General features: G+C 61.3%; 24 protein-coding genes and 1 pseudogene. 11 read left to right on the top strand and 14 right to left on the bottom strand.

Going from position 1 to position 20,935, the window contains the following annotated elements:
* Positions 1-30: 30 nt before the first annotated feature.
* Positions 31-255 (bottom strand): DUF7683 domain-containing protein, encoded by a 225-nt coding sequence (locus tag J3P94_RS17205; RefSeq protein ID WP_434568939.1) that lies wholly within the window; start codon positions 253-255, stop codon positions 31-33.
* Complete coding sequence (locus tag J3P94_RS17210) at positions 252-1,436, bottom strand: colicin E3/pyocin S6 family cytotoxin (RefSeq protein WP_434568940.1); 1,185 nt, start codon at positions 1,434-1,436, stop codon at positions 252-254. The genes J3P94_RS17205 and J3P94_RS17210 overlap by 4 nt, the downstream gene beginning before the upstream one ends.
* A 220-nt stretch (positions 1,437-1,656) precedes the next feature.
* Between J3P94_RS17210 and J3P94_RS17215 the strand changes: the two genes are divergently transcribed.
* Both J3P94_RS17215 and J3P94_RS17220 read left to right on the top strand, forming a co-directional pair.
* Positions 1,657-2,043, top strand: coding sequence for a hypothetical protein (locus J3P94_RS17215; RefSeq protein WP_434568941.1), 387 nt, complete (start codon positions 1,657-1,659; stop codon positions 2,041-2,043).
* A 104-nt stretch (positions 2,044-2,147) separates the two neighbouring features.
* Positions 2,148-3,079 (top strand): annotated as a pseudogene (locus tag J3P94_RS17220) (hypothetical protein).
* A 220-nt stretch (positions 3,080-3,299) separates the two neighbouring features.
* On the opposite strand, the gene J3P94_RS17225 reads toward J3P94_RS17220, so the two are convergent.
* From J3P94_RS17225 to J3P94_RS17235, 3 genes are all read right to left on the bottom strand, one after another.
* Positions 3,300-3,800 (bottom strand): HIT family protein, encoded by a 501-nt coding sequence (locus J3P94_RS17225; RefSeq protein ID WP_434568942.1) that lies wholly within the window; start codon positions 3,798-3,800, stop codon positions 3,300-3,302.
* Between the two features lie 42 nt (positions 3,801-3,842).
* Positions 3,843-4,898: an alpha/beta hydrolase family protein gene (locus J3P94_RS17230; protein ID WP_434568943.1), complete on the bottom strand. Its 1,056-nt coding sequence runs from the start codon at positions 4,896-4,898 to the stop codon at positions 3,843-3,845.
* A gap of 105 nt (positions 4,899-5,003) precedes the next feature.
* A complete protein-coding gene (locus J3P94_RS17235; protein WP_434568944.1) occupies positions 5,004-5,558 on the bottom strand; it encodes a TetR/AcrR family transcriptional regulator in 555 nt (184 codons plus the stop codon).
* A gap of 125 nt (positions 5,559-5,683) precedes the next feature.
* Between J3P94_RS17235 and J3P94_RS17240 the strand changes: the two genes are divergently transcribed.
* Positions 5,684-6,313 carry a DJ-1/PfpI family protein gene (locus J3P94_RS17240; RefSeq protein ID WP_434568945.1) on the top strand — a complete coding sequence of 210 codons (630 nt, stop codon included), beginning with the start codon at positions 5,684-5,686 and terminating at the stop codon, positions 6,311-6,313.
* A gap of 9 nt (positions 6,314-6,322) precedes the next feature.
* Here J3P94_RS17240 and J3P94_RS17245 read toward each other — a convergent pair whose 3' ends face one another.
* Entirely contained in the window at positions 6,323-6,766 is a 444-nt protein-coding gene (locus tag J3P94_RS17245) for a MarR family winged helix-turn-helix transcriptional regulator (protein ID WP_434568946.1), read from the bottom strand.
* A gap of 155 nt (positions 6,767-6,921) precedes the next feature.
* The gene (locus J3P94_RS17250) at positions 6,922-7,671 is read right to left on the bottom strand and encodes a gamma-glutamyl-gamma-aminobutyrate hydrolase family protein (RefSeq protein WP_434568947.1); all 750 of its coding nucleotides are present in this window, start codon (positions 7,669-7,671) and stop codon (positions 6,922-6,924) included.
* A gap of 162 nt (positions 7,672-7,833) precedes the next feature.
* Here J3P94_RS17250 and J3P94_RS17255 point away from each other — a divergent pair, with 162 nt between their 5' ends.
* On the top strand, positions 7,834-9,600 hold the full coding sequence (locus J3P94_RS17255; RefSeq protein WP_434568948.1) for a S8/S53 family peptidase: 1,767 nt from the start codon (positions 7,834-7,836) through the stop codon (positions 9,598-9,600).
* 9 nt (positions 9,601-9,609) lie between these two features.
* Here the strand turns inward: J3P94_RS17255 and J3P94_RS17260 are convergent, their stop codons facing one another.
* From J3P94_RS17260 to J3P94_RS17270, 3 genes are all read right to left on the bottom strand, one after another.
* Entirely contained in the window at positions 9,610-10,536 is a 927-nt protein-coding gene (locus J3P94_RS17260) for a LysR family transcriptional regulator (protein ID WP_434568949.1), read from the bottom strand.
* Positions 10,533-11,507 (bottom strand): quinone oxidoreductase family protein, encoded by a 975-nt coding sequence (locus J3P94_RS17265; RefSeq protein WP_434568950.1) that lies wholly within the window; start codon positions 11,505-11,507, stop codon positions 10,533-10,535. Before J3P94_RS17265 ends, J3P94_RS17260 begins: the two co-directional genes overlap by 4 nt.
* Positions 11,508-11,642: 135 nt before the next feature.
* On the bottom strand, positions 11,643-12,509 hold the full coding sequence (locus J3P94_RS17270) for an NmrA family NAD(P)-binding protein (RefSeq protein WP_434568951.1): 867 nt from the start codon (positions 12,507-12,509) through the stop codon (positions 11,643-11,645).
* 122 nt (positions 12,510-12,631) lie between these two features.
* Between J3P94_RS17270 and J3P94_RS17275 the strand changes: the two genes are divergently transcribed.
* The 5 genes from J3P94_RS17275 (at position 12,632) to J3P94_RS17295 (ending at position 16,984) form a co-directional block, all read left to right on the top strand.
* Positions 12,632-13,507: a LysR family transcriptional regulator gene (locus tag J3P94_RS17275; protein ID WP_434568952.1), complete on the top strand. Its 876-nt coding sequence runs from the start codon at positions 12,632-12,634 to the stop codon at positions 13,505-13,507.
* A 114-nt stretch (positions 13,508-13,621) separates the two neighbouring features.
* On the top strand, positions 13,622-13,780 hold the full coding sequence (locus tag J3P94_RS17280; protein WP_434568953.1) for a DUF2986 domain-containing protein: 159 nt from the start codon (positions 13,622-13,624) through the stop codon (positions 13,778-13,780).
* Positions 13,781-13,846: 66 nt separating this feature from the next.
* Positions 13,847-14,593, top strand: coding sequence for a hypothetical protein (locus J3P94_RS17285; protein ID WP_434568954.1), 747 nt, complete (start codon positions 13,847-13,849; stop codon positions 14,591-14,593).
* Positions 14,594-15,400 carry a DUF6630 family protein gene (locus J3P94_RS17290; RefSeq protein WP_434568955.1) on the top strand — a complete coding sequence of 269 codons (807 nt, stop codon included), beginning with the start codon at positions 14,594-14,596 and terminating at the stop codon, positions 15,398-15,400.
* Positions 15,401-16,030: 630 nt separating this feature from the next.
* Positions 16,031-16,984: an alpha/beta fold hydrolase gene (locus J3P94_RS17295; RefSeq protein WP_434568956.1), complete on the top strand. Its 954-nt coding sequence runs from the start codon at positions 16,031-16,033 to the stop codon at positions 16,982-16,984.
* 129 nt (positions 16,985-17,113) lie between these two features.
* Here the strand turns inward: J3P94_RS17295 and J3P94_RS17300 are convergent, their stop codons facing one another.
* Entirely contained in the window at positions 17,114-17,521 is a 408-nt protein-coding gene (locus J3P94_RS17300) for an ester cyclase (RefSeq protein ID WP_434574234.1), read from the bottom strand.
* A 298-nt stretch (positions 17,522-17,819) separates the two neighbouring features.
* Here J3P94_RS17300 and J3P94_RS17305 point away from each other — a divergent pair, with 298 nt between their 5' ends.
* Positions 17,820-18,347 carry a DUF3916 domain-containing protein gene (locus J3P94_RS17305; protein ID WP_434568957.1) on the top strand — a complete coding sequence of 176 codons (528 nt, stop codon included), beginning with the start codon at positions 17,820-17,822 and terminating at the stop codon, positions 18,345-18,347.
* Between the two features lie 23 nt (positions 18,348-18,370).
* On the opposite strand, the gene J3P94_RS17310 is transcribed toward J3P94_RS17305, so the two are convergent.
* Positions 18,371-18,763, bottom strand: coding sequence for a GFA family protein (locus tag J3P94_RS17310; RefSeq protein WP_434568958.1), 393 nt, complete (start codon positions 18,761-18,763; stop codon positions 18,371-18,373).
* Between the two features lie 30 nt (positions 18,764-18,793).
* Entirely contained in the window at positions 18,794-19,720 is a 927-nt protein-coding gene (locus J3P94_RS17315) for a LysR substrate-binding domain-containing protein (protein ID WP_434568959.1), read from the bottom strand.
* A gap of 132 nt (positions 19,721-19,852) precedes the next feature.
* Between J3P94_RS17315 and J3P94_RS17320 the strand changes: the two genes are divergently transcribed.
* On the top strand, positions 19,853-20,257 hold the full coding sequence (locus J3P94_RS17320; RefSeq protein ID WP_434568960.1) for a RidA family protein: 405 nt from the start codon (positions 19,853-19,855) through the stop codon (positions 20,255-20,257).
* A gap of 155 nt (positions 20,258-20,412) precedes the next feature.
* Here J3P94_RS17320 and J3P94_RS17325 read toward each other — a convergent pair whose 3' ends face one another.
* Positions 20,413-20,892 carry a VOC family protein gene (locus J3P94_RS17325; protein ID WP_434568961.1) on the bottom strand — a complete coding sequence of 160 codons (480 nt, stop codon included), beginning with the start codon at positions 20,890-20,892 and terminating at the stop codon, positions 20,413-20,415.
* Positions 20,893-20,935 lie beyond the last annotated feature (43 nt).

The raw sequence follows: 20,935 nt of genomic DNA on the forward strand, positions 1-20,935 counted from the left end.
TATCGCTTTCAGCGCATCTGTCTCGGGCCATTAGCTGCTAGCGGTAAGAAAAAACGTTAAGTTTTTTGGCAACTTTATCGAGCAAGCCTCTTCCAATTCTTGGAGTTGAAGCGCAGTCAATGCGTAATCGTATACATACTGCTCCTTTCTTACCCAGTTCATTATTTTCGCTAAATCTTCGCTTTCAATACAGAGCACTACTTCATAAGAAGCAAAATCATCCCCGTCAATCACACCCATTATCTTATGCTTCATGGTTCAATCCACCTTTCTGGGTTGGCTGGTTTCTTTTGGGCGCCCGTAACATGATCAAACTCGCCCAAGTGTTTTCCACGCTTGTTATATTTCTCCACTGCGCCGTGTTGAAAATCCCATTCATAAATAAATTTGTTTTTGTCCTTCCAGCGCGGACGCAATCCTCCGCCTTTCATACGCGTCTTAGGTGGGGCCCATTTTGCACTTGGAAATGCCGGAAGGAAGTCCGGTTTTGGGAAGTAGACATGATGTGCGGTGCTCAAAACCACATAAACCGGCCGAACCCCCGAATCCACCGGAAACACCAGAATGAAATCCTTGTACTCCGGCGGATAGATCGGGTTGACGATGATGCTGTCCGCCACGGGCGTCGGCGGATAAATCCAGATGTGTGGCGTCTGAGGGGCGGCTTCCAAGGCCGGGATGCCGAGGGTGTCGGAGGGGTCGATGGCTGGGGTCCAGATCAGTTCGATGCCGTCGCCAAGGTCGGCGACGTATTGGTCGGCACGCGGCGTCAGCTGGATGACGTCGACCATTTCCCAGTCACGGTTCTGGCCGGTGTAGAACCCATAGCCCTTGAGGCTGCCATCGGCCTGCTGCTCGATGCTCAGGCGCATGCGGCTGCGGGCCTGTTTGAGATTGCGCAGTTGGTCTTCGCTGTAGAGTGCGCTGTCGCCGAGGCTGGAGGGCCAGAGCAAGGCCACGATGCCGGTCAACAGCGCCGCGCCGACCGTGCCGCCGACGGCTCCGGCGCTTGATACTGCGGACCCGCCCAGCGCGAGTCTGCCCATTGCGGCGGGTATCGCGCTTGAGCCGATCTGCTTCAGGGGAAGGGTTCCCGACGCGTCGGGGCTCCTGGCGCCAAGCCACATCAGATCGCCGTACTGCTTGATCAGGTCCGGCGGAACAAAGCCGTTGGGGTTGTTGTAGTCAATGATTCCGTTGGGCAGCGCGCAGCTTTTGGCGAACACCGACCCGGTGATGACGAGAGGCGTCCTTTCAACCTTGGCCCAACGTTGTTTTTCGTAAGCAGCCTGTCGGGCAAGCATGGCTTTGTGGCCACGCTGGAGTGCTTCGTACTCGGCCACCTCGCTGGAGGTCATGTCTCGATAGGAAACGCGGTGCCCTTCTCCAGAAGGTGGATTGCGAATTTTGGGCAGGTCTTTGGGGCGTGTGGTCACGAGTCGCGAATCTCATCCTGAAAATCCAGGACGGACGCTAACGCAAGGGGTAAGCGCGGCGATGTAGGACGCGTCTTGGATTGGCTACTCCGTTTTCCTCAAACGCCAGAGGGCCGGGGTCGAAATAATTAGCGGAACCGCACAAAGCTGCTTATGAGTCTTTCCCAACAGTTTGCGAGTTCACTATCCTACGCATCCAACCCAAACGGACTTTGCCTAGATGCATCTGCGTTCAAGCTTGTTGTGCCTGTGCCTTTTCAGCAGCCTTGGCCAGGCCGCTGTCGACTGTTCTGCCCTGACGGAAAAGCTCTCGGGAACGGTCCCTGAATTTCATCCGTCAGTGCAAGGCAAGGTCATTGGCACCGGGCGCCTGCATTTCCACGAAGCGCCGGATGCGGCTTGCGCCAACAAGAAGATTTTCGTGATACCCGGCGACTCCCTCACCGTTTACGCCAGTCTTGAAGACGAGTCCTGGCTGGAAGTGAACTACATCGCCAAGGATGGCGAGGACTACACCGGTTGGGTGAAGGCAGACCGGGTACAGATTGGCGAACCTTATGGAGCTCCACCGGATACCGATGATGCGCCAGAGGCTGATGCCCAATAATCGGTCAGGTTGCTGTCGACCAATCATTCAGCCGACTCGGCGGTTGTTCCACCTCGTTCAAATCCACCGCTGCTTTGGGCTGGCGGCTTTCAGGAGATGTGCATTTGATTGGATATCGGTTCGAGCGCACCGCGCGGGGTGACTTGCACATCCACTCGCTCAACCGGGTGCAGAGCGTATTCGTGTTGTTTACCAGTGCGCTGGCCTTGATCTTTCCCGTGGGAGCCGTGCTGGCGATTGCCACTGCAGACTCGTCGCTGGTGGGCCTGGACCCACTGACCTTGCTGTTGATGGTGCTCGGGCTGCTGTTGATTCCTGCCCTGGGCCTGGCGCTGCTGGTCTACACCGGCACCCGCGAAACCCTGCTGCTGTCGCGCGTCGACGCTGAAGGCAAGCGTCGCACCCGAAACTTTTTTGGACGCCGTGAGCGGGTGCGATCGGTGTTCAGGATCGACGCCGTCAAATACCTCGAACTTCGCCGCCACCCGGAGGCCGAGCCAGCCCGCACCCAGCTATGGCTGGTGCTGCGCGATGGCACCGAACACCGCCTGACGAGCACAACGTTCCGGTAGTGCCTGGAAGCAAACGCACTGACCTGTGGCTGCGTGAGCTGGCCGACTACCTGCAAGTGACAGTGCCCAGCGAGGTCATGATCGGTTCGACGGCCGTTGCGAAGGCAGCCTACCGGCCTGCTCCAACCCCGGCGAAGATCGCCAGGCAGCGCAAAGCAAAGGCGCCGACGCCTGCGGCTGAGACGACCGAGCAACTGGGCACCCCCGTCCGCGCCCTGCTCGCCCTGCTTGGCGCCTTCCTGGCTGTGTATGAGCTGACCCGTATCATCACGTTGGTGCCTTCGCTGTTTACCGGACGGCTGCGCATTGGCATCAGTCGCCCGACGACCTTCTACTGGGCCGAGGAGCCGATGACCTTTTCCTTTCACATGCTTATCGGCGTCGCCGAGCTGCTGGTCATTGGGGTCATCGCCTGGGGTTGTTTGCGCGTGGCGATCGAGGGGCGGATGAAGTCCGATCGTTGAGGGCGGTTGATTCCACTCGGTTGCGTAGCGGCAGCAAAAAGCTTGGGGCCGCTACGCGACCCAGCGGGAGCAAGCTCCCTCGCCACGGGGGCTGAGGTGGATTGATTATTTCTGAGCACCAGAAAAACCTGTGGGAGCGAGCCTGCTCGCGAAAGCGCTCGTATGCTCGACACATTGCTGACTGCCACACCGCCATCGCGAGCAGGGCTAACGGTCCGCGCTATTCATCAACAAGCCGAAAACCGAATTCCCGCCGTAACACCGCCACGACCTGCTCGACAGATGGCCCCTGTATCGGCGGAGGATCAGGACGCTCGCAAAATTCCCGCCAGACAAAGAGCGTCAATTCCGCACCATCGGTCTGAGGCAAACTGCTGTCGATCGAGCCGAAAGTCTGCAGCAGCCGGTACCTGTCGTCGTCCCAGAACAGCGCTTCGACCCAGTGATAAACCGGAATGAAATGGAAGTGGATGGAGTAACCAGCGTCATGACCAAAACGGCCGATGTACAGTCGTCTTGGTTGCAGGCAGGTTTCGATGGCGTGCTGGATTCGCGCTTGCAATACACCCAACTCCGCCAGCGCTTCAGCCGACAGCGATGCCAAGGCATTCGTCATCTGTTTTGCGCTGAGCATCAGGTAGCCGGGCAGTGCACTGTCCACGCGGTGATTGATGAGCCAATGCTCTGATTCATGAACGACAAAGCGAGGCGATATTTCCATCGGATGACCTTGATGAAGTTGGGGACGGCGGATCAAGGCAACTTACAACCCGCCTCCACTGGACGCAGGCGCTCCCGCCAGGAAATCCGCTATCAACGATACGACCTCCTGTTGAATCACCCCGCGATCACGCCCGTTTTCGCCGTCCCGGCAAATGATGCCATCGCCTGGCACTTCTTCTTCGAGCATTGCCTGCGCGCCAGGTTTGCAAATCGACATGAAACTGAAATGGCTGGCGTCGCTGATTTCCACATAACGAGTGGATGCCGGCGGCAGGCGCCTGGCGAGGTCGGCGGACTCCAACTCGGCGGGAAGTTCGCGTGAGGGCACGCCGGCAGCAATCACCAGGGCGGGCACCGGCAGCGCGGAGAGGCTTTCATCGGTCAGGCCTCGCGACAGGCCCAGATCGAGAGTGATCATGGCCGTGACGCGTTTGTCGCGCCAGTCGGCGGCCAGCGCGGCTTTCGAGTCCGGACTACTCGCCGGATTCATCTGCCCGTAGACGGTGCAGCTGGCTAGCTGCGGATGGGTTTTGCAATCATCGGCGAAGCGGTCCGGATCAAAACGGGCGCCGGCAATTTCCAGGGCGGTCCAGCCACCGAGTGAATGGCCCACGACTGCGACGCGATGATTGGCAACCTGGCCGAATTTTTCCGGTTGGGTCGTGACCTCATCGATGGTTCGGCGCAGATCAACGGAGCGCTGCCATAACTGCGCCGCTGCTTGCGGACTGCGGTCATGGGTGGTGGTGCCAGGATGATTGACGGCCGCGACGATGTACCCCTTACGGGCCAAGGCACTGGCAAGCCAGACCTGATTGCTCCAGTTGCCCCTGTATCCATGAGAAAGCACCACCAAGGGATGATCACCGGCAGACGGCGGCGCGTCACGAACGGCAGATGCGCCGACAAATACCGCGTTATCGGCGATCAATTGCGGGGGTGCGGCAGTTGCGCCGGGGTACCAGACGACCATTTCCAACGGCCGGTCATCCTGCGGATTCGACACTGTCGAAGAGCGAAAGCCGACAGGGTTTTCGTCAGCAAATACGGAGGCGGCCAGGCAAGCCAGAAACAGAGCCGCAAAAGCATTGTTCAATGTCGTCTTCCTTGATCAGACAAACAGTTGAGTTGCGCGGGGCATTAAAGCCTAATTCCGTATCGCCGTGCCTGATTTTCACTTTCAAAGAACTCAGCCCACCACTCAGCCTCTCCACGGCGCAATAACGCCCTCGACCAAGGCAAAAGCCCGGCTCACAAAACCATTGAAGCGCGCCGCATCACGCCGTATCCCGGCCTGTTGCCCGCCAATCAGGCACAGATGGGCCATCTGCCCGATGACCTCCGCCTGACCGGGCGCCGGGGCCAAGCGGCGACACGCCTGTATCGCAAAGGCCAATCGTCTTGCGTCGACACGCTGCTGGAACTCGGCAACCAACGGATCATGCAGCGACCAGGCGCGGATGGACACTTCCCGCCCAGGTTGTTTCTGCGCGGCGATTTCCAGGTAGCGCTGCAACGTCTCTCGCGCGCTCCGACCCTGGCCCGCATAAGCAAGCATGCGCCCCGTGTAGCCCTCTTCCCAGGCAGCCAGCAAAGCGCGGACAAAGTCTTCGCGATTGCGAAAATGGTGATAGAACGAGCCACGGGTCACATTCAATCGACGCGCCAGGCTTTCGGCCGAGACGCCTGCGTGGCCTGCCTGGTCGAGGGCCTCGAAGCCTGCCGCGATCCAACGGTGACGAGTCAGTTTTTCCATGGTTACTTCGCTCCCTCTCAATGCACCGTACAGACTGTGTAGGGTGCCAAACCGATCGATACGCTGCGAACACCTGCATAGAAGGCCGTTGCGTTTTGCACGCCAGCATTTTCATGGAGTTCGCCTTGAAGCAAATCGCCCTGATCGCTTTCGACCAGTTCACCGACATCGACCTGTTCCTGATGTGGGACATCTTAGGCCGCAATACGCAAGACTGGCACGTAAGAATTCTGGCCTCCAGCCCTGTCGTGACATCGGCGCACGGCTTGGCGGTTTCGGTGCACGGTCCTCTGTGCGAGGCCAATGGCGCGGACGCGGTATTGTTCGTCAGTGGCAAACAAGGCATACCTGCCGCGCTTGCAGCTGCGGACTTCCTACCGTCGTTTGAACTCGATGCCCGACGCCAGCGAATCGGCTCGATCTGCGCCGGGGCCTTTATTCTCCAGCGTCTTGGGCTGCTGCCCGACGGCCGGGCAACCACCCACCCGGAGGCTCGATCAGGCCTGCTGGCCCTGGGAATCGAGCCCGTGGATCAGCCGCTGGTCTGCCACGGGAATGTCGCCACGGCAGGCGGATGCCTTGCCGCGCTTTACCTGGTGGGATGGCTGGTTGAATCCTGGTTCGATGTCGAGAAGCGCCGCGCAACCCTGCTCCCCGTCCTGCCGGCCGGGCAGCAAGCACTCTTCGATATCCTGATCGGGTTCAGCATCCGACAAGGTCAGATCCAGAGAATTGGGTCCAGGCCAGGCGCTTAAACAGCAATCTCAACCGGCCTTGTTCCACTCACCAACCATCGCCTCATAAACCTCCTGGCAAGCAAACTCCGCAGAAACCTGCGCGTCGGCAAACACCTGTTCGCCAGTCGTGGTCAGACAGGCGTAGCCCACGCGCGCATCTCGAGGATCGCTTTGTCGGGAAACCAAGCCTATTTTTTCAAGCGACAGCAGGGACTTGGTCACCGCCGACGCAGTCAGGCCCATGCAATCGGCCAGGTCAGCGCGTCGAAGCCGGGAGTTGTGGGCATGCTTGAGGTGGTAAAGAATCATGAAGTCGCTGAAGCTCAGGCCATGCACCGCGGAAAGCTTGGCATCGACCCGCCGCGCGGCTGAGGTGTAGGCGCGTGACAAGCGGATACAGCGATCAAGCATCGATCCGTTCGCGGTCGGTTCAGTAGGTGAATTTACAGACATTGCAAAACGCTCCAGCACTAGGGGAAAGACATCAGATCGACCCGGCTTCCAGTTACCAGGTGAACGTGGATTTGCCTGCACCCAGAGGACCGAACGGCAACCCGTACCAATTCAGGGCAGCCCTACCTTCCAGATACTTGACCGCTACAGCATCTAGAAACCAGATCCAAGCGTCAAGCGTCTTTTTCCGCACGCTCCCGACATGCGTCCCCGAACGCCCGGAAAATCGTCCGATAATCCGCGTTATCCATAACCTCCCACTCCGGATGCCATTGCACCCCCAACGCAAACGCCCGGCTGCCCTCCACCGAAAGGCCCTCCACCAACCCATCCTCGGCCACGGCCTCGACGCGCAAGCCCTGCCCCACCCTTGCGATGCCCTGGCCGTGGACTGAGTTGACCTCGATCACGTCCTTGAGGCCCAGCCGCGCCAGTACGCCACCGGGTCGCACCGTCAAGGCGTGGTTGCGGGCGTACTGTTCCTGGACCGGTTCATTGCTCGGCGGTTCATGTTCGGCGCCCGGGCCGTCGAGTTGTTGATGGAGCGAGCCGCCAAAGGCGACGTTCATTTCCTGGAAGCCGCGGCAGATGCCGAGCACCGGCAGGCCGGCCTCGACGGCGGCGCGCCAGAGCGGCAGCGCCAAATTGTCGCGGGCCGGGTCGTGCTCGGTGCCCGGCGGGCTCGGTGGGCCGTCGTAGTGATGGGGTTCGATATTGGACGGCGATCCGGTGAAGAGCAGGCCGTCCAGGCCGGCGATGATGTGGGCCGGATCGAGCAGCGCCGGAAACACCGGCAGGATCACCGGCAACGCGTCGGCGGCGGTGGCCACGGCCTGGGCATATTTGTCGTTGCTGAGCTGGACGGTGTGTGGGCCGACTTTGCCTGAGCAGGCGATGATTCCGATCATGGGTGGACGAGACATGGGATCCCTCTTTTTCGAGCCTCAGACGTTTAAGAATCCGATTGCCGCGCGGGTCCGGTTGTTCCATTTCGATGACGACCGCCACGGATCGAATCCCAGGGCTGAACGAAGCTCGCGACACAACGGTCGGAACAGCAATCCCCGACCAAGAAAACTCACCCCATGCCCATACGATCCGCCGCCCTCGTAACGCTGTTCGCCCTGTCTGCCAGCACCCTTGCAGTGGCGCAGGAACCGCTACGCCTGGAAGGCCTGAAACGCTGCGGCGACTTGCTGGAAAACCAGCGCCAGGAATGGTGCCTGACCGCGCGTGGGCTGGGTGACGCAACACCGCAACTGAAACTGGGCGAGAAAATGATTCCGGCCGGCAGCGTTGAGCGTGACGGGAACAACCTGCGCCTGCGCTTGAACAACGCCGACTACCAGAGCGGCCCGCTCTGGCTGGAGGACGGCCCGCGGGCCAGCAACGCCGCCTGGCTGACGTTACGCACCAGCCACGTGGTCGCCGCCGGGCCGAACGAAGTGGCGAAGAACATGGACGGCCTGACCACCTATGTGGATCTGGTGAGCGTGCTCATCGAGGAAAGTCACGACGGTCGCCAGGAGGCTGAACGTCTTGCCGCCAAATACGGGGCGACGGTGGTCGGCAGCATCGCCCCGCTGAACGTTTATCAGCTGCGCCTGCCGGCCAAGGACCTGGTCGAGCGCGATGCGTTGGTGCTGCGCCTGGGCGGCGAGACCAATGTCGATGCGGTGGTGATAGAGGAGTCCGCCGCCGAAGAGACCGAGCAAGCGCCCGCCCAGCCAGAAGAGCCGAAGAAGCCGGCCAAGGACTCCGATGAATGGGCGGCGAATCGCTTCCTCGATGCGGTGCACTATTACCAGCGGCGCATCCCTGGGCAGCAGGCGCCGATCCGACCGCAACCGGTGCGCATCGGCCTGATCGAGCGCGACGTGGATTTCGACACGGCGGATTTCGCCGATTACCTCGGCGCCTGCTCAATGCCGCGAACCTGCGTCTATGCCCGCGATGCGGACAAGCCGGACGACCACGGCACGACGGTCGCCGGCATCCTCGCCGCGCGCTGGAACGATGGCGGCAACAGCGGGTTCCTAAGGGGCCTGGACAAGGCCAGCGGCGGCTTCGAGGTGATTGTCGAGCGCAATTCCGACGCCGGGATCACCGCCAACATCGCCGCTTCGGTGAACCTCGTCGAGGACGGCGTGCGGGTGCTCAACTGGAGCTGGGGCATTCATCGCGTTGGCGCGAAAAACGTCAAGGGTGACGAGGTCGATTCGTTGCTGCGCTCGGGCATTGCCATGAGCGGCTACGAGGAGTTGCTGGAGGAGTTTTTCCTGTGGCTGCGCAAGGTACATCCTGACGTGGTGGTGGTGAATTCCGCCGGCAACGGCTCGTCATACTCGGGCACTGATGAATACCGCCTGCCCTCCTCGTTCATCACCGAACAATTACTGGTGGTCGGCGGGCATCAGCGCAGCGAACGCGCCGGGGTTGCGGTCGATGATCCGGCCTACGCAGTCAAGCGCGACTCCTCGAACGTCGACATGCGCGTCGACATCACCGCCGCCGCGTGCACCCACGCCTCGACGGTCAATGCCGGCGAAGACGGCGCGGTACATTGCGGCACGTCCTACGCCACGCCAATGGTTACCGGCCTGCTGGCGGCGATGCTGTCGATCAATCCGCAGCTTCATCCCGAGCAACTGCGCATGCTTCTGCGCCGTAGCGCCATGACCATCGGCGATAATCACGACTTCGAACAAATGGATGGCGAAGACCTCACCGCGCCTATCCTGCCATCGGAGCGCAACTACCAGCTCAACGACAAGGACGTAGGCCGCTCGGCGCGGCTGGACATGCAAAAGGCCCTGGATCTGTCGGTACAGAGTCGCGATCGGGTGCGTTGATTCGTAGGGTCACAGGCCCCAAGGCGGCGCCGGGCTGAACCTCGCCTCGATCCACTGCTTGAAAGCGACCACCACGGCACTCGGAAACTTGGCCGACGGCCTGACCAGATAAACCCCGCCGGCGGTGTCCAGGTGCCAATCGGGGAGTACATGCAAGAGCCTGCCAGCGGCGATCTCACGACTCATCAACCAGTCGCCGGCGCCGAGTATCCCGGCGTCGGCGCAGGCCGCCGCCAGCAGTGACTCACTGTCGTTGGCGGTGAGGTTGCCTTTCGGGGTGACTGTCTGCAGTTCGTTGCCACGATGGAGCCGCCATTGAGGAAAAGACGCCAGGCCGCTGAAGCGCAGGCAGTTATGGCTGGCCAGGTCCTGCGGCGTCCGGGGCATGCCATGTTTTTCGAGATAGGTCGGTGAGGCGCAGAGGATGCGCCGGTGATCGCTCAGTTTCTTGGCGATCAGCCGGTTGTCATCCAGTTCGCCAATCCGGATCGCCGCGTCAAAACCTTCATCGATGATGTCGACCAGGCGCTCGCTGTAATCCGCGATGATCGAAACCTGCGGATATGCCTCAAGAAACCCCGGCAATATCGGGCCGAGCCAACGCCTGCCCATGGCCGCGGGCAATGCCAGTCGCAACGTGCCGCGAACCTCGCTGGCGCCCTCGGCCGCTTGCGCCTGAGCTTCATTCATCAGCTCGATGGCCGAGCGCAGGCGCTGTTCCAGCTTGGCCCCGACTTCGGTAATCCGCACCTGCCGGGTGGAGCGCTCCACCAGCCGCACGCCCAGGCGCTTTTCCATCGCCGCGAGCCGTTTCGAGATGATGGTCGGGTGCCGTTGCAACAGCCGGCCGGCCGCCACGAATGAGCCCTGCGCGGCCACGGCCAGGAACGCAGCGATTTCGTCGCTGTGCTGGTTATTCAAGACATCAAGATTCATGGTTTCAGGATGATCGTCCCCGATGAACGCCCCGACTCCAGATCGGCATGGGCCGATGCTGCGTCAGCCAGCGCATAGCTTGCCCAGATTCGCGGCTGGATAACAGCCGAATCGATCGCGGCCAGGACATCCTGCACCCGCAACTGGTATTCCTCGATAGACGCGGTATGCGCGGCCAGCGAGGGACGGGTCAGGAACAGCGAACCCTTGGCATTGAGTGTCGCCAGTTCCACGGCTGCCGGCGCGCCCGATGAAGCGCCGAACGACACCAGCAGGCCTCGGGGTCGCAGGCTGTCCAGGGAGGCCTGGAAAGAGACCCGCCCGATCGGGTCGTAGACGACGTCGACTTTCTGCCCGCCGGTGATACGTGCGACATCGGAAGCCAGGCTGTCGGCGTCGAACACCAGGACCTCGTCGCAGCCCAATGCCTTGGCTTTTTCGACGCTGGCTTGCCTGGAGACCACGCCGATCACAAACGCGCCCAAGTGCTTGGCCCACGGCACCATGATCGCCCCCAGCCCGCCTGCCACTCCGTAAAGCAGAAGGGTGCTGCCCGGCCCGACGGGATAGGTGCTTTTCAGCAGGTACTGCGCCGTGATGCCCTTGAACATCAGCGCCGCCGCATCATCGAACGACAGCGCATCGGGAATCCTGACCAGGCGCTGGGCCGGATAAAGCCGAGCCGACGCATACGCGCCTATCGGGCCCATGGCGTAGGCGACGCGATCACCGACTTTTACGTTGCTGACATCGGCACCCACAGCCGCCACACGCCCAGCACCTTCAAGCCCAAGGCCGGAAGGCAAGGGAATCGGCACCGCGCCCTTGCGCTGGGTAACGTCGAGAAAATTCACCCCGATCGCTTCCTGCTCGAGCCAGACCTCGCCCGGCCCTGGCGACTGTTCGGGCACTGCTTGCAGCGTCAGTACATCGGGGCTGCCGAATTGGTTGAACCGGATCGCAGCTGCCATGTTCATTTCTCCCTCGGTTGGAAATCGACTTCACCAGACGGAGCCAGTGTGAGAAGCGATCCCGAAATGAACAAGACAGGCGGATTGCAGATCATTGCTGCACAACATGCAGCAATGACGCTTTGCTCCGGCTGCCTACTCTCCGGCAACCGCCTCGCGAACAAATGCCCCATAGCTGCGCAGCGGACGGCCGAGGATGGCCTGCAACCGGTCGACGGTGCCTTCGCTGGTCATGCCGAACTGCTGGATGCCGGCCATCATCAGGCGCATGTCATAAGCCAACCAGGCGGGACCGAACGAAGCCATCTGCGCTTCGAAGGCCGCCACATCGTCACCGCCGTAGGCAATCTCGCGCCCCAGCGCGGCGCTCCAGATCTTCGCCACCGACGCCCCGGTCAGCGCTTGCGGGCCGACCAGATCCAGGGTGATCCGCTCCAGCGGTGCAGAAGCCCTGTCACGGCGCAGCAACTCGGCCACGGCGACATCGGCGATATCGCGCGCATCGACCATCGAGACGCCCGCCGAGCCGATCGGCATCGGGTACACCGAGTAGTCCTGGATCGTTTGCTGGACCATGCGTTCGTTTTGCATGAAGTAGGCCGGGCGCAGGATCGTCGCGGCGATGCCGTGGCTTTCGATCATGCGTTCAACCGTGTGCTTGCCGGTGAAATGCGGGACGTTGGTGAACCGGTCGGCGTGGATCACCGAGAGGTAGACGACGCGCTCGATGCCTGCCTCTTGGGCGAGGTTCAGGGTGATCAGGGCTTGGGTGACCTCATCGGGCGTCACGGCGTTGAGCAGGAACAGCGTACGTACCGACGACAGCGCAGCGCGCAGCGACGGGACATCGGTGAGGTCCGCGACAACTTCCGTGACACCGGCCGCAAAGGCGCGTTTACCCGTTTGGCGCACCAGGGCTTTCACCTCGGCGCCCGCGTCGGCGAGGCCTTGCGTGACGAGTGAACCGATGGTGCCAGTGGCGCCGATGACGAGAATGCTCATGTGAATCTCCAGGAGTGGATGCAAGTGGATGAATCGAACCGCGTTAGAAAAAAGATAAGCCGTTGCATCCGCAAAACGAAGACCACAATATGTAGACGCCATGTCTCAAATCTGGAACAGCGATGAACCTGAATGCACTGATCGATTTCACACTCGTCGCCAGCAGCGAGGGATTGGGAAAGGCAAGCAGAGCAAGCGGCCGGTCCAAGGCGACCTTGTCGCGGCGCATCTCCGAGCTCGAAGAGCAATTGGGTGTGAGGCTGATCGAGCGCAGCGCGCGAGGCCTGAAGCTGACTGAAGCCGGCGAAACACTGCTGGCCCGGGCCGAGGGGCCGCTGGCCGAGGTGGCGGAGGCGTTGACGGCCGCGCGTGACGGAGGGTCGACGCCACGAGGACGCCTGCGTGTCGCCTCCCCGGTGCTGTTCTCGCAGTTGGCGATGGGGCGGATCGGTGCCGAGTTTTGTGCGGCCTACCCGCAAGTCACCCTCGAAGTGGTGGCGGAAGATCGGCTGGTGGACCTCGTCGAGGATCAATTCGACGTCGCCATCCGGATCAATCCGAGCCCGGACAGCAGCCTGGTCGGGCGCTGCTTCGCCAAGGACCGGCTGGTGGTCGTGGCCGCCCCAGGCATACCCAGGCCAGAACCCGGCGCGATCTGCCCGGTTCCCGCCATCGTGATGCCGAGCTTCCAGCCCACCCACTGGACGCTCGATGGAGGGGAACTGGTGCTGGAGCCCATCCCCAATCTGCAGTTTTCCTCATTCCTGATGATCCGCGACGCCGCGATCGCCGGCGGTGGTGCTGCGCTCATTCCCCAATCGATCGCGTGGGACCAACTGGCCCGCGGTGAGTTGGTCCAGTGGGGCACCGTGACCGGCGTCGAACCGCAACTCTGGGTCCTGCACACATCCAGGCGCCTGGCGGCGCCGAAGGTCCGCGCCTTCGTCGACTTCCTCTGCGCCAGATACCCGGACATGTCGTTGATGCTCAAGGGATAGGCGCAGCCGTTCACAAAAGACGACGCGGGAACCCGAACCCTAGCCACCGCCCCCTTTCGCACTTACGATACGTCACCGCAGCCGCTCCCCAATCGGACAAGCCGAGTAGAAAACATGAATCGCCGTAAAAAGATCAACCAGCTACTCAAGGCCAATGCAAAAAAGGCCAGTGCCAAGCTGGCGCCGAAGAGCAAGGACCGATACATCAGCAAAGCCGACCGACTCAAGGCGGCTGAAGCCGATCTAGAGACGACCGTTTCCCCTGAAAGCTGATCCCTGCCTGTGACAGGCATCAGCACCCCGTCACGCCTCCCTCGAATGGACTTCCCGGAGACACCTGTGCAACGTCTTATCCTTGGCATCGCCTGCATCGCACTGGCCGCTTGTGCCAGCCAGCAGTCCCGGACAAAACCGCTCAACGCGCCGGTCTTCACGTTCCGCAGCGTACCGTTGGCGGCCGATGGTCTTCCGGTCATCAACCCGGACGTGCTGAAAAGTATCGAACAACTGAACATGCCCGCGCCGGTCAAGACGCTGAGCTACGTGGAACTGGCCGGCACTGTCAACTACCCCAAGGAAAGCCGGCCGGAGCGTACCGAATATTTTCTGTCGAGCGACCCTGCCACCCGCCAACTGCGCATTACACACAAAAGCGAAAATCTCGACGGCCGCATGATCAGCTGGCGTGGCCTGCTCACGTTGTCAGGCCTGGAGCAGGCCAAGGCGTCTCGGAACACCGCAGTGATCGACAGCCTGACTTTTCGGGGTGATTGGCAACACATGCCGGTGGGCGGTCAATTGGGTTTCACTCGGCAAGGCAGTGTCACCAGCAACATCATCGGCACGTTGGGCACGGAGCCGAAAGTCGTCGACTGTCGCATCGACCGCGAATTGCCGGCCAAACAACTGAACCCGGCGCTGAGCGGCCAGGCCAAGGCCATGAGCTGCCAGGAACAGCGCCCGAGCCCCGGCCCCGTCCCCTTCGATCACTATTACTATCTGGTCGACTACGGCTTCTTTTTCCATGCCAGTACCGACAAAAGCGACTCCACTTCCATCGACATGCACATCAAGAGTGTGAAGTAGATGACCACCAACCCCATCGATCCACTGGCGCTTCAGCGCATCACCGCCGCCCACGGCACCCTTGAGGGTGCGTCGTACTTCGACGCGGAAGAAAGCCTGGTCCATGACCTGTTTCCCGATCGCATCGTTTTCCAGACCAACTACCTGGACCACAGCAGTTATGCAGTGGATGTCGTCGAAGGCGCGGTCCGGGTGCGCAAGACGCGGCTGGACAATTACCACCGGGGCCACAAGGCCCAAGTGATCGATGACGACATGGACGATGACGATTGGGCCGAACTTGGCAGTCTCTGGCAGCGTTTGAGCCTCGACCTCGACACCCAAGGCAACGGGCCACCCGTGGATCTGGCCGATACGCTGGCCGACCTGTTCGATGGACTTTTCGACGAGGCGCAGGCGCAAGCGCTGATCGACAACATGCCGGCCCCTACCGGCGAGTGGAATTGGGCCTGGACGCAAGTGCAATCGGCGCTTTCCGAGGCCGGGCAGCTGGCTGAATTCGAATGGAAGGAGTGGTCGTCCTCAGGCGTCTACGCCATCAATGCCCTCGCCCCGTTAAAGCAACTGAGCATCGAAATCCCTGCCCCGGACAGCAAGACCGTTGACGCCGTGAACCGCGCCGACGATTGGGAGCGCGCACTGCTGCAGTACTTCAACGCGCAGCTGGAACCCCACGATTTGAAGCTGCTGGCCATCGGCACCCATTTCGATGAATACCAGGCATTTGCCTGCCTGCCCATGAACGGCCTGGGCCTGGTCAATGCGTTGGAAATCCTCGGCAGGCTGGGCATCGTCTATAAATACTAAGCCTCTGGTGCGGCGATATTTCGTCGTCGCACAAACGTCCTCGAGCCTCGGATATACCATGAAAAATTGTGTTTACTGCGGAGCCCTTATTCTCGCTGATAACGGTGAGTGCAAACGCTGCTCCGAGTCGATGAGGCAGGCGGCGGCCGAAACGCTCCCGCCGAGTTCCGGGACGCCGAGGTGGGTGAAAGTCGTCAAGTGGCTGTTTATCGGGCTGCTGGCAGCGGTGCTGATTGCCGCAGCGGTGATCGCCTGGGTGATCAAATCGTTGGGGCCGATGCCTTCGTTTGGGTGATCACACCTGCAATTTTTACTGCTTCTGTGGCGAGGGAGCTTGCTCCCGCTCGGCGGCGCAGCCGTCGTAATACCGAACACGCGGTATACCTGCAAAACCGCATCCAGCCCATTGGGACTGCTACGCAGTCCAGCGGGAGCAAGCTCCCTCGCCACGGTGATCTTGCAGGTATCTGGAGCCCTGAGGTCTCCTGAGATTCCGCAGGTATCTGAATTCCCCATAGTTGCTATCAACGCCAGCGCCGTTCTCGTTGCGCTGCGCTCTCTCTAATCTGCCCACCAACGCGATCGATGACGATCCCGGCAGATCAAACACCCCTTATGGAGAGAGAAACGATGAACACCTTCAACCGCACCCTGGCTGTCGCAACCCTGGCCCTGGCCACCCTCGGCGCCGAGGCGGCGACGCCCGTACAAGCCGGTGCCCCGGCCTCGGCCGTCGGCAGCGTGGTGCAGTCGTCCAGCTACATCACCACCAAGGATGGCGTGCAGCTCTATTACAAGGATTGGGGCCCGCGCAACGGCCAGGTCGTCACCTTCAGTCACGGCTGGCCGCTGGACTCCGACAGCTGGGAAGGCCAGATGATGTTCCTCGCCTCCAAGGGCTACCGCGTGATTGCCCACGACCGTCGCGGTCATGGTCGCTCCAGCCAGCCGTGGGAAGGCAACGACATGGACCACTACGCCGACGACCTGGCGGCGGTCATTGAAGCGCTGGACCTGAAGGACGTGACCCTGGTCGGTTTCTCGACGGGGGGCGGCGAAGTGGCGCGTTACATCGGTCGCCACGGCACTGGTCGAGTCAAGAAAGCCGTGCTGGTGTCCTCGGTGCCGCCGCTGATGCTCAAGACCGACACCAACCCCGGCGGCTTGCCACTCGAAGTCTTCGACGGCCTGCGCAAAGCGTCCCTGGAGAACCGTTCGCAGCTGTATCTGGACATCGCTTCCGGCCCGTTCTATGGCTACAACCGCAAGGGTGCCAAGCCATCCCAAGGCTTGATCCAGTCGTTCTGGGCGCAGGGCATGCAAGGCGGCAGCAAGAACACCTATGACTCGATCGCGGCGTTCTCGGCGACCGACTTTCGCGGCGACTTGAAAAAATTCGACGTGCCGACGCTGGTGATCCACGGTGACGACGACCAGATCGTGCCCATCGATGCCTCAGGCCGGGCTTCGGCGGCGCTGATCAAGGGCGCTCGATTGATCGTCTACCCAGGCGCGCCGCACGGCTTGACCGAGACGCACAAGGATCGCCTGAACCAGGACCTGCTGACTTTCCTCAAGGAATAAATCCAAATAGCTGTGTGAAACACACCCCTGTGGGAGCGAGCTTGCTCGCGATGGCGGTGGACCAGTTTACCCATGTGTTAGCTGACACACCGTCATCGCGAGCAAGCTCGCTCCCACACTGTTTGATGTTCATAGCCCTTCTCCGGAAGGGCTTTCGCGTTGGAGCGCCGCTTCCACCGCCGTCTTGTCGATGACCGACCACACGCGAACGATTTTTCCGCCATCGAAGGCGTAGAACACATTCTCGGAAAAGCGAATCCGCCGGCCATCGGTCTCAAGCCCGAGAAACCGGCCGCGCGGCGAGCAATCGAACAGCAGCCGGGCCGCGACATTCGGCGGTTCGACCACCAGCAGGTCGATAATAAAACGCAAGTCCGCAATGGTCCTCACGTCGTTTTCCAGCATCGCCCGATAGCCCTTCAAACCCACCGGTTCGCCGTTGTATTGCACGCTATCGTCGACAAAATTGCCCAGTTCCTGCCAGCGACGGTCATTCAGGCAGTCGATGTAATTGCGGTATTGCTCGGCCAGGTCCATTTCCCGTTCCTCGGTTCCCAAGGCGTATTTGGGCTGACCACAGAGGATGGGCAAGGTTCTGGGCCGCCATCGCGAGCAGGCTCGCTCCCACACTGGATTCGGGGCGGCCTTTGATCCTATGTCCACCGCCAAACCCCTGTGGGAGCGAGCCTGCTCGCGATGGCGTAACACCGGTAAGCAAACAAGCCCCGTTCAGCCTTCGCGTTGCACTACGGCTACCTGACCCAGTCATTGAGCGAAATCAAATGACACTGATTCCTCGATGTAGGCCTTGGATTGTCCCATCCGGCCCCAGAGAATGATCGCCCAAATTCGGCAGGGCTTAACAATGCGGCAAATCAGCATCAACGGAAAACCACTCAGGGGCCTCCACCGTCGCCTTCGCTCGATCGAGCGCTGGGCATCGGGCTTTGAAGGCAATTTTTATCCGAGGCCGGAAGACAGGCGCTATGCAAACTGGAAGATTCCGGTCCACGAACTCCTGGTCGAAGGCGATCGAGCCAGGATCGAAGCCCAGGCCTTTTGTATCCAGCAACTGCTTGAAGCTGCAACGCATCTGTCCAGTGCCGCCGACCGTTCACAGGGCTACTACCGAGTCGCGTGCCTGCTGACATGGCCATGGGTGTTTGAAAGCGAAGTCATGATTTTCTATGACCAGGACTACTACCTGCGTTTTCTGGGCGAGGCTAACGCGCTGGAACCGCAACGGCTCAGCGACAAGCTCGCCCTGCACGTTCCAACGCACTTCATCGAGCATGGACATGAGGTCACTCGACCTTACGACGAAAACAAAGTCCAACAGTGGTGCATAGGGGAGCCAGCCTGAGGCTCTGCCTGGCCAGGAGCACCCTACCCCTCGAACCGCCCCGTGCCCTCGCGATCATGTTCATAGCGCCGTGAGAGTGGAAACGCCGGCAACCAGGATTCGCGGCGCACGGTCCAGCTTTCGTAGGTGGGCATCAGTTGGTCGGGCGCATCCAGCGTGCCCAGGTTGACTTCGACCTCGTCGCCGCTGCGGGCGAAGACGGACGAACCGCAGTGGGGGCAGAAAAAACGTCCGGCGTAATCCCGGGTTTCACCGCTGACGGTCACCGCGTCCCGGGGGAACACGGCGGCGGCGAAAAACAGTGCGCCATGGTGTTTGCGGCAATCCAGGCAGTGGCACAGGCCAACCCGGTATGGGCGCCCTGAAGCTTCAATGCGCACGTTGCCGCACAGGCAACCGCCAGTGAATCGGTCCATCGTCGATCTCCTCTGCATTCGAGAAAATTTTCATGACACAGGCCGATCAATAATAGGCGCATGTTGCGCCATCAGCTCCACCACCCAGTCGATGAATACCCGCAGCTTGGCGCTGATGTGCCGGTTCGGCGGGTAAGCCACGTAAAGCGGCATCGACTCCAGGCGCCAGCCTTCGAACAGCGGCACCAGCGCGCCTTGCGCTTCGTGTGGGCGGGACATGTACTGGGGCAGCCATAACACGCCCAGCCCCGCCAGGCCGGCTGCGAGGTAAGCGTTGCCATCGTCGACCGCAAGCGCATGGCGGCCCTTGATATAAAGGTGTTCGTCATCCTTGTGCATGGCATAAGGCAGCGCCTTGCCGGTGCGCGCCCAGAGGAAACCGACGATGCGGTGCGCGGAATCTTCCAGCTCCCGGGGATGCAGGGGGATGCCCTCGCGCGCCAGGTAACTCGGCGCCGCAAACACGCCCAGGGCCAGGTCGCCGACGCGCCGGGCGATCAATGACTGGTCTTTCAGTTCACCGCCGCGCACCACGCAATCGACATTTTCGTCGAGCATGTCGATGATGCGATCGCTGACGCCCAAGTCGATCTGGATGTCCGGGTAGCGCTGATAGAAACCCGGCAATGCTGGCACCAGGATCATCGCGGCCAGCGGACTCGGCACGTCCACCCGCAGCCGGCCACGGGGCAGCGACTGGGCAGTGGACAAGCTGGTTTCGGCGTCGTCCAGGTCGGCCAGCAGGCGAATCGCCCGCTCGTAGAAAACCGCGCCGTCCGCGGTGACATTGACCTTGCGGGTGGTGCGGTTGAGCAGCCTGACGCGCAGCCGCGCCTCCAGCTGCTGCACCAGTTGGGTCACGGTGGTCTTGCTCATGTGCAGGGTCTCGGCGGCCTTGGTGAAGCTGCCCGCCTCCACGACACGTACGAACGCCTGCATCGCATCGAAACGATCCATGGGTGCCTCGGATTGTTTGGGTTCTACAAACAGTGATCGCCAAGGTTGCTCGTTTATCGCCCGGACACAAGCCCCTAGAGTGACTTCATCGTTGATTTCCCGCTGCTTGCGGCTCATTTGATGGAGACACCCATGACACAGCGCGACGTTGTTTTCCCACCCGGCCGCCAGGCGCTCTACGAACGCAACCGTTACTCGCCGGCGATTCGATCCAATGGTTTCCTGTTCGTCTCCGGGCAGGTCGGCAGCACCGGGGACGGTTCACCGGAGCCGCTCCTGGAGGATCAGGTCCGGCGTGCGTTCAACAATCTGGAGGCGATCCTGGCGGCTGCCGATTGCAGCTTTGACGATGTGGTTGACGTGACGGTCTTCATGGTCGATCCGCAGGCAATATTCGAGCGAGTCTGGAGCGTCGTGCCGGAATTCTGGGGCAACGCGCCGCACCCGACGCTGACGGCGGTGGGCGTGACGTGGTTGTATGGTTTTCAGTTCGAGATCAAGGTGATTGCCCGGTTGCCGGAAACCACCGGAAGCTGATAGCTGTATCGACAGTACCGGCGCCATCGCGAGCAAGCTCGCTCCCACAGGGAAGAGGTGTGAACTCAATGTTCGGTCTCCCCATGGAGCCCATGTGGGAGCGAGCTTGCTCGCGATAGCGGTAGTTCAGCTTGCATCAATGGCGGTACTGCCGGTCAGCCCCTCACCGCCGCCTCAATCGCTGCAATATCGATCCTGGTCATGCTCATCATGGCTTCGAAGGCGCGCCTGGCGGCGGCTTTGTCGGCGCTGGTGATGGCTTCGACCAGCACCCGCGGGCTGATCTGCCACGACACGCCCCACTTGTCCTTGCACCATCCGCAGGCGCTCGCCTGGCCGCCGTTGTCGATGATTGCATTCCACAAGCGGTCGGTTTCGGCCTGGTCATCGGTGGCCACCTGGAAAGAAAACGCTTCGTTGTGCTTGAACATCGCCCCGCCATTCAGGCCGATACAGGGGATGCCGATCACGGTGAAATCCACGGTGAGCACGTCGCCCTCCTGGCCCGCCGGGTAGTCGCCGGGCGCGTGGTGGATGGCGTTCACCGCACTGTCGGGAAAGGTAGCCGCGTAGAACTGCGCAGCTTCCTGAGCGGTGCCGTCATACCAGAGACAGATCCTGTTCTTGTTGTTCATTCGGATTCTCCGCAAGGGGCTGGACCGTGAAGTCTAGCAGCCC

This window comes from Pseudomonas sp. Z3-8 (assembly GCF_051131975.1).
Classification (GTDB): domain Bacteria; phylum Pseudomonadota; class Gammaproteobacteria; order Pseudomonadales; family Pseudomonadaceae; genus Aquipseudomonas.

What these genes read in the sequence shown, in the direction of transcription:
- J3P94_RS17270 (WP_434568951.1), bottom strand. Translation starts at nt 12,509, where the DNA reads ATGAGCATTCTCGTCATCGGCGCCACTGGCACCATCGGTTCACTCGTC.
- J3P94_RS17280 (WP_434568953.1), top strand. Translation starts at nt 13,622, where the DNA reads ATGAATCGCCGTAAAAAGATCAACCAGCTACTCAAGGCCAATGCAAAA.
- J3P94_RS17300 (WP_434574234.1), bottom strand. Translation starts at nt 17,521, where the DNA reads ATGGACCTGGCCGAGCAATACCGCAATTACATCGACTGCCTGAATGAC.
- J3P94_RS17215 (WP_434568941.1), top strand. Translation starts at nt 1,657, where the DNA reads ATGCATCTGCGTTCAAGCTTGTTGTGCCTGTGCCTTTTCAGCAGCCTT.
- J3P94_RS17255 (WP_434568948.1), top strand. Translation starts at nt 7,834, where the DNA reads ATGCCCATACGATCCGCCGCCCTCGTAACGCTGTTCGCCCTGTCTGCC.
- J3P94_RS17250 (WP_434568947.1), bottom strand. Translation starts at nt 7,671, where the DNA reads ATGTCTCGTCCACCCATGATCGGAATCATCGCCTGCTCAGGCAAAGTC.
- J3P94_RS17295 (WP_434568956.1), top strand. Translation starts at nt 16,031, where the DNA reads ATGAACACCTTCAACCGCACCCTGGCTGTCGCAACCCTGGCCCTGGCC.
- J3P94_RS17275 (WP_434568952.1), top strand. Translation starts at nt 12,632, where the DNA reads ATGAACCTGAATGCACTGATCGATTTCACACTCGTCGCCAGCAGCGAG.
- J3P94_RS17310 (WP_434568958.1), bottom strand. Translation starts at nt 18,763, where the DNA reads ATGGACCGATTCACTGGCGGTTGCCTGTGCGGCAACGTGCGCATTGAA.
- J3P94_RS17320 (WP_434568960.1), top strand. Translation starts at nt 19,853, where the DNA reads ATGACACAGCGCGACGTTGTTTTCCCACCCGGCCGCCAGGCGCTCTAC.
- J3P94_RS17290 (WP_434568955.1), top strand. Translation starts at nt 14,594, where the DNA reads ATGACCACCAACCCCATCGATCCACTGGCGCTTCAGCGCATCACCGCC.
- J3P94_RS17265 (WP_434568950.1), bottom strand. Translation starts at nt 11,507, where the DNA reads ATGGCAGCTGCGATCCGGTTCAACCAATTCGGCAGCCCCGATGTACTG.
- J3P94_RS17235 (WP_434568944.1), bottom strand. Translation starts at nt 5,558, where the DNA reads ATGGAAAAACTGACTCGTCACCGTTGGATCGCGGCAGGCTTCGAGGCC.
- J3P94_RS17260 (WP_434568949.1), bottom strand. Translation starts at nt 10,536, where the DNA reads ATGAATCTTGATGTCTTGAATAACCAGCACAGCGACGAAATCGCTGCG.
- J3P94_RS17205 (WP_434568939.1), bottom strand. Translation starts at nt 255, where the DNA reads ATGAAGCATAAGATAATGGGTGTGATTGACGGGGATGATTTTGCTTCT.
- J3P94_RS17325 (WP_434568961.1), bottom strand. Translation starts at nt 20,892, where the DNA reads ATGAACAACAAGAACAGGATCTGTCTCTGGTATGACGGCACCGCTCAG.
- J3P94_RS17305 (WP_434568957.1), top strand. Translation starts at nt 17,820, where the DNA reads ATGATCGCCCAAATTCGGCAGGGCTTAACAATGCGGCAAATCAGCATC.
- J3P94_RS17315 (WP_434568959.1), bottom strand. Translation starts at nt 19,720, where the DNA reads ATGGATCGTTTCGATGCGATGCAGGCGTTCGTACGTGTCGTGGAGGCG.
- J3P94_RS17225 (WP_434568942.1), bottom strand. Translation starts at nt 3,800, where the DNA reads ATGGAAATATCGCCTCGCTTTGTCGTTCATGAATCAGAGCATTGGCTC.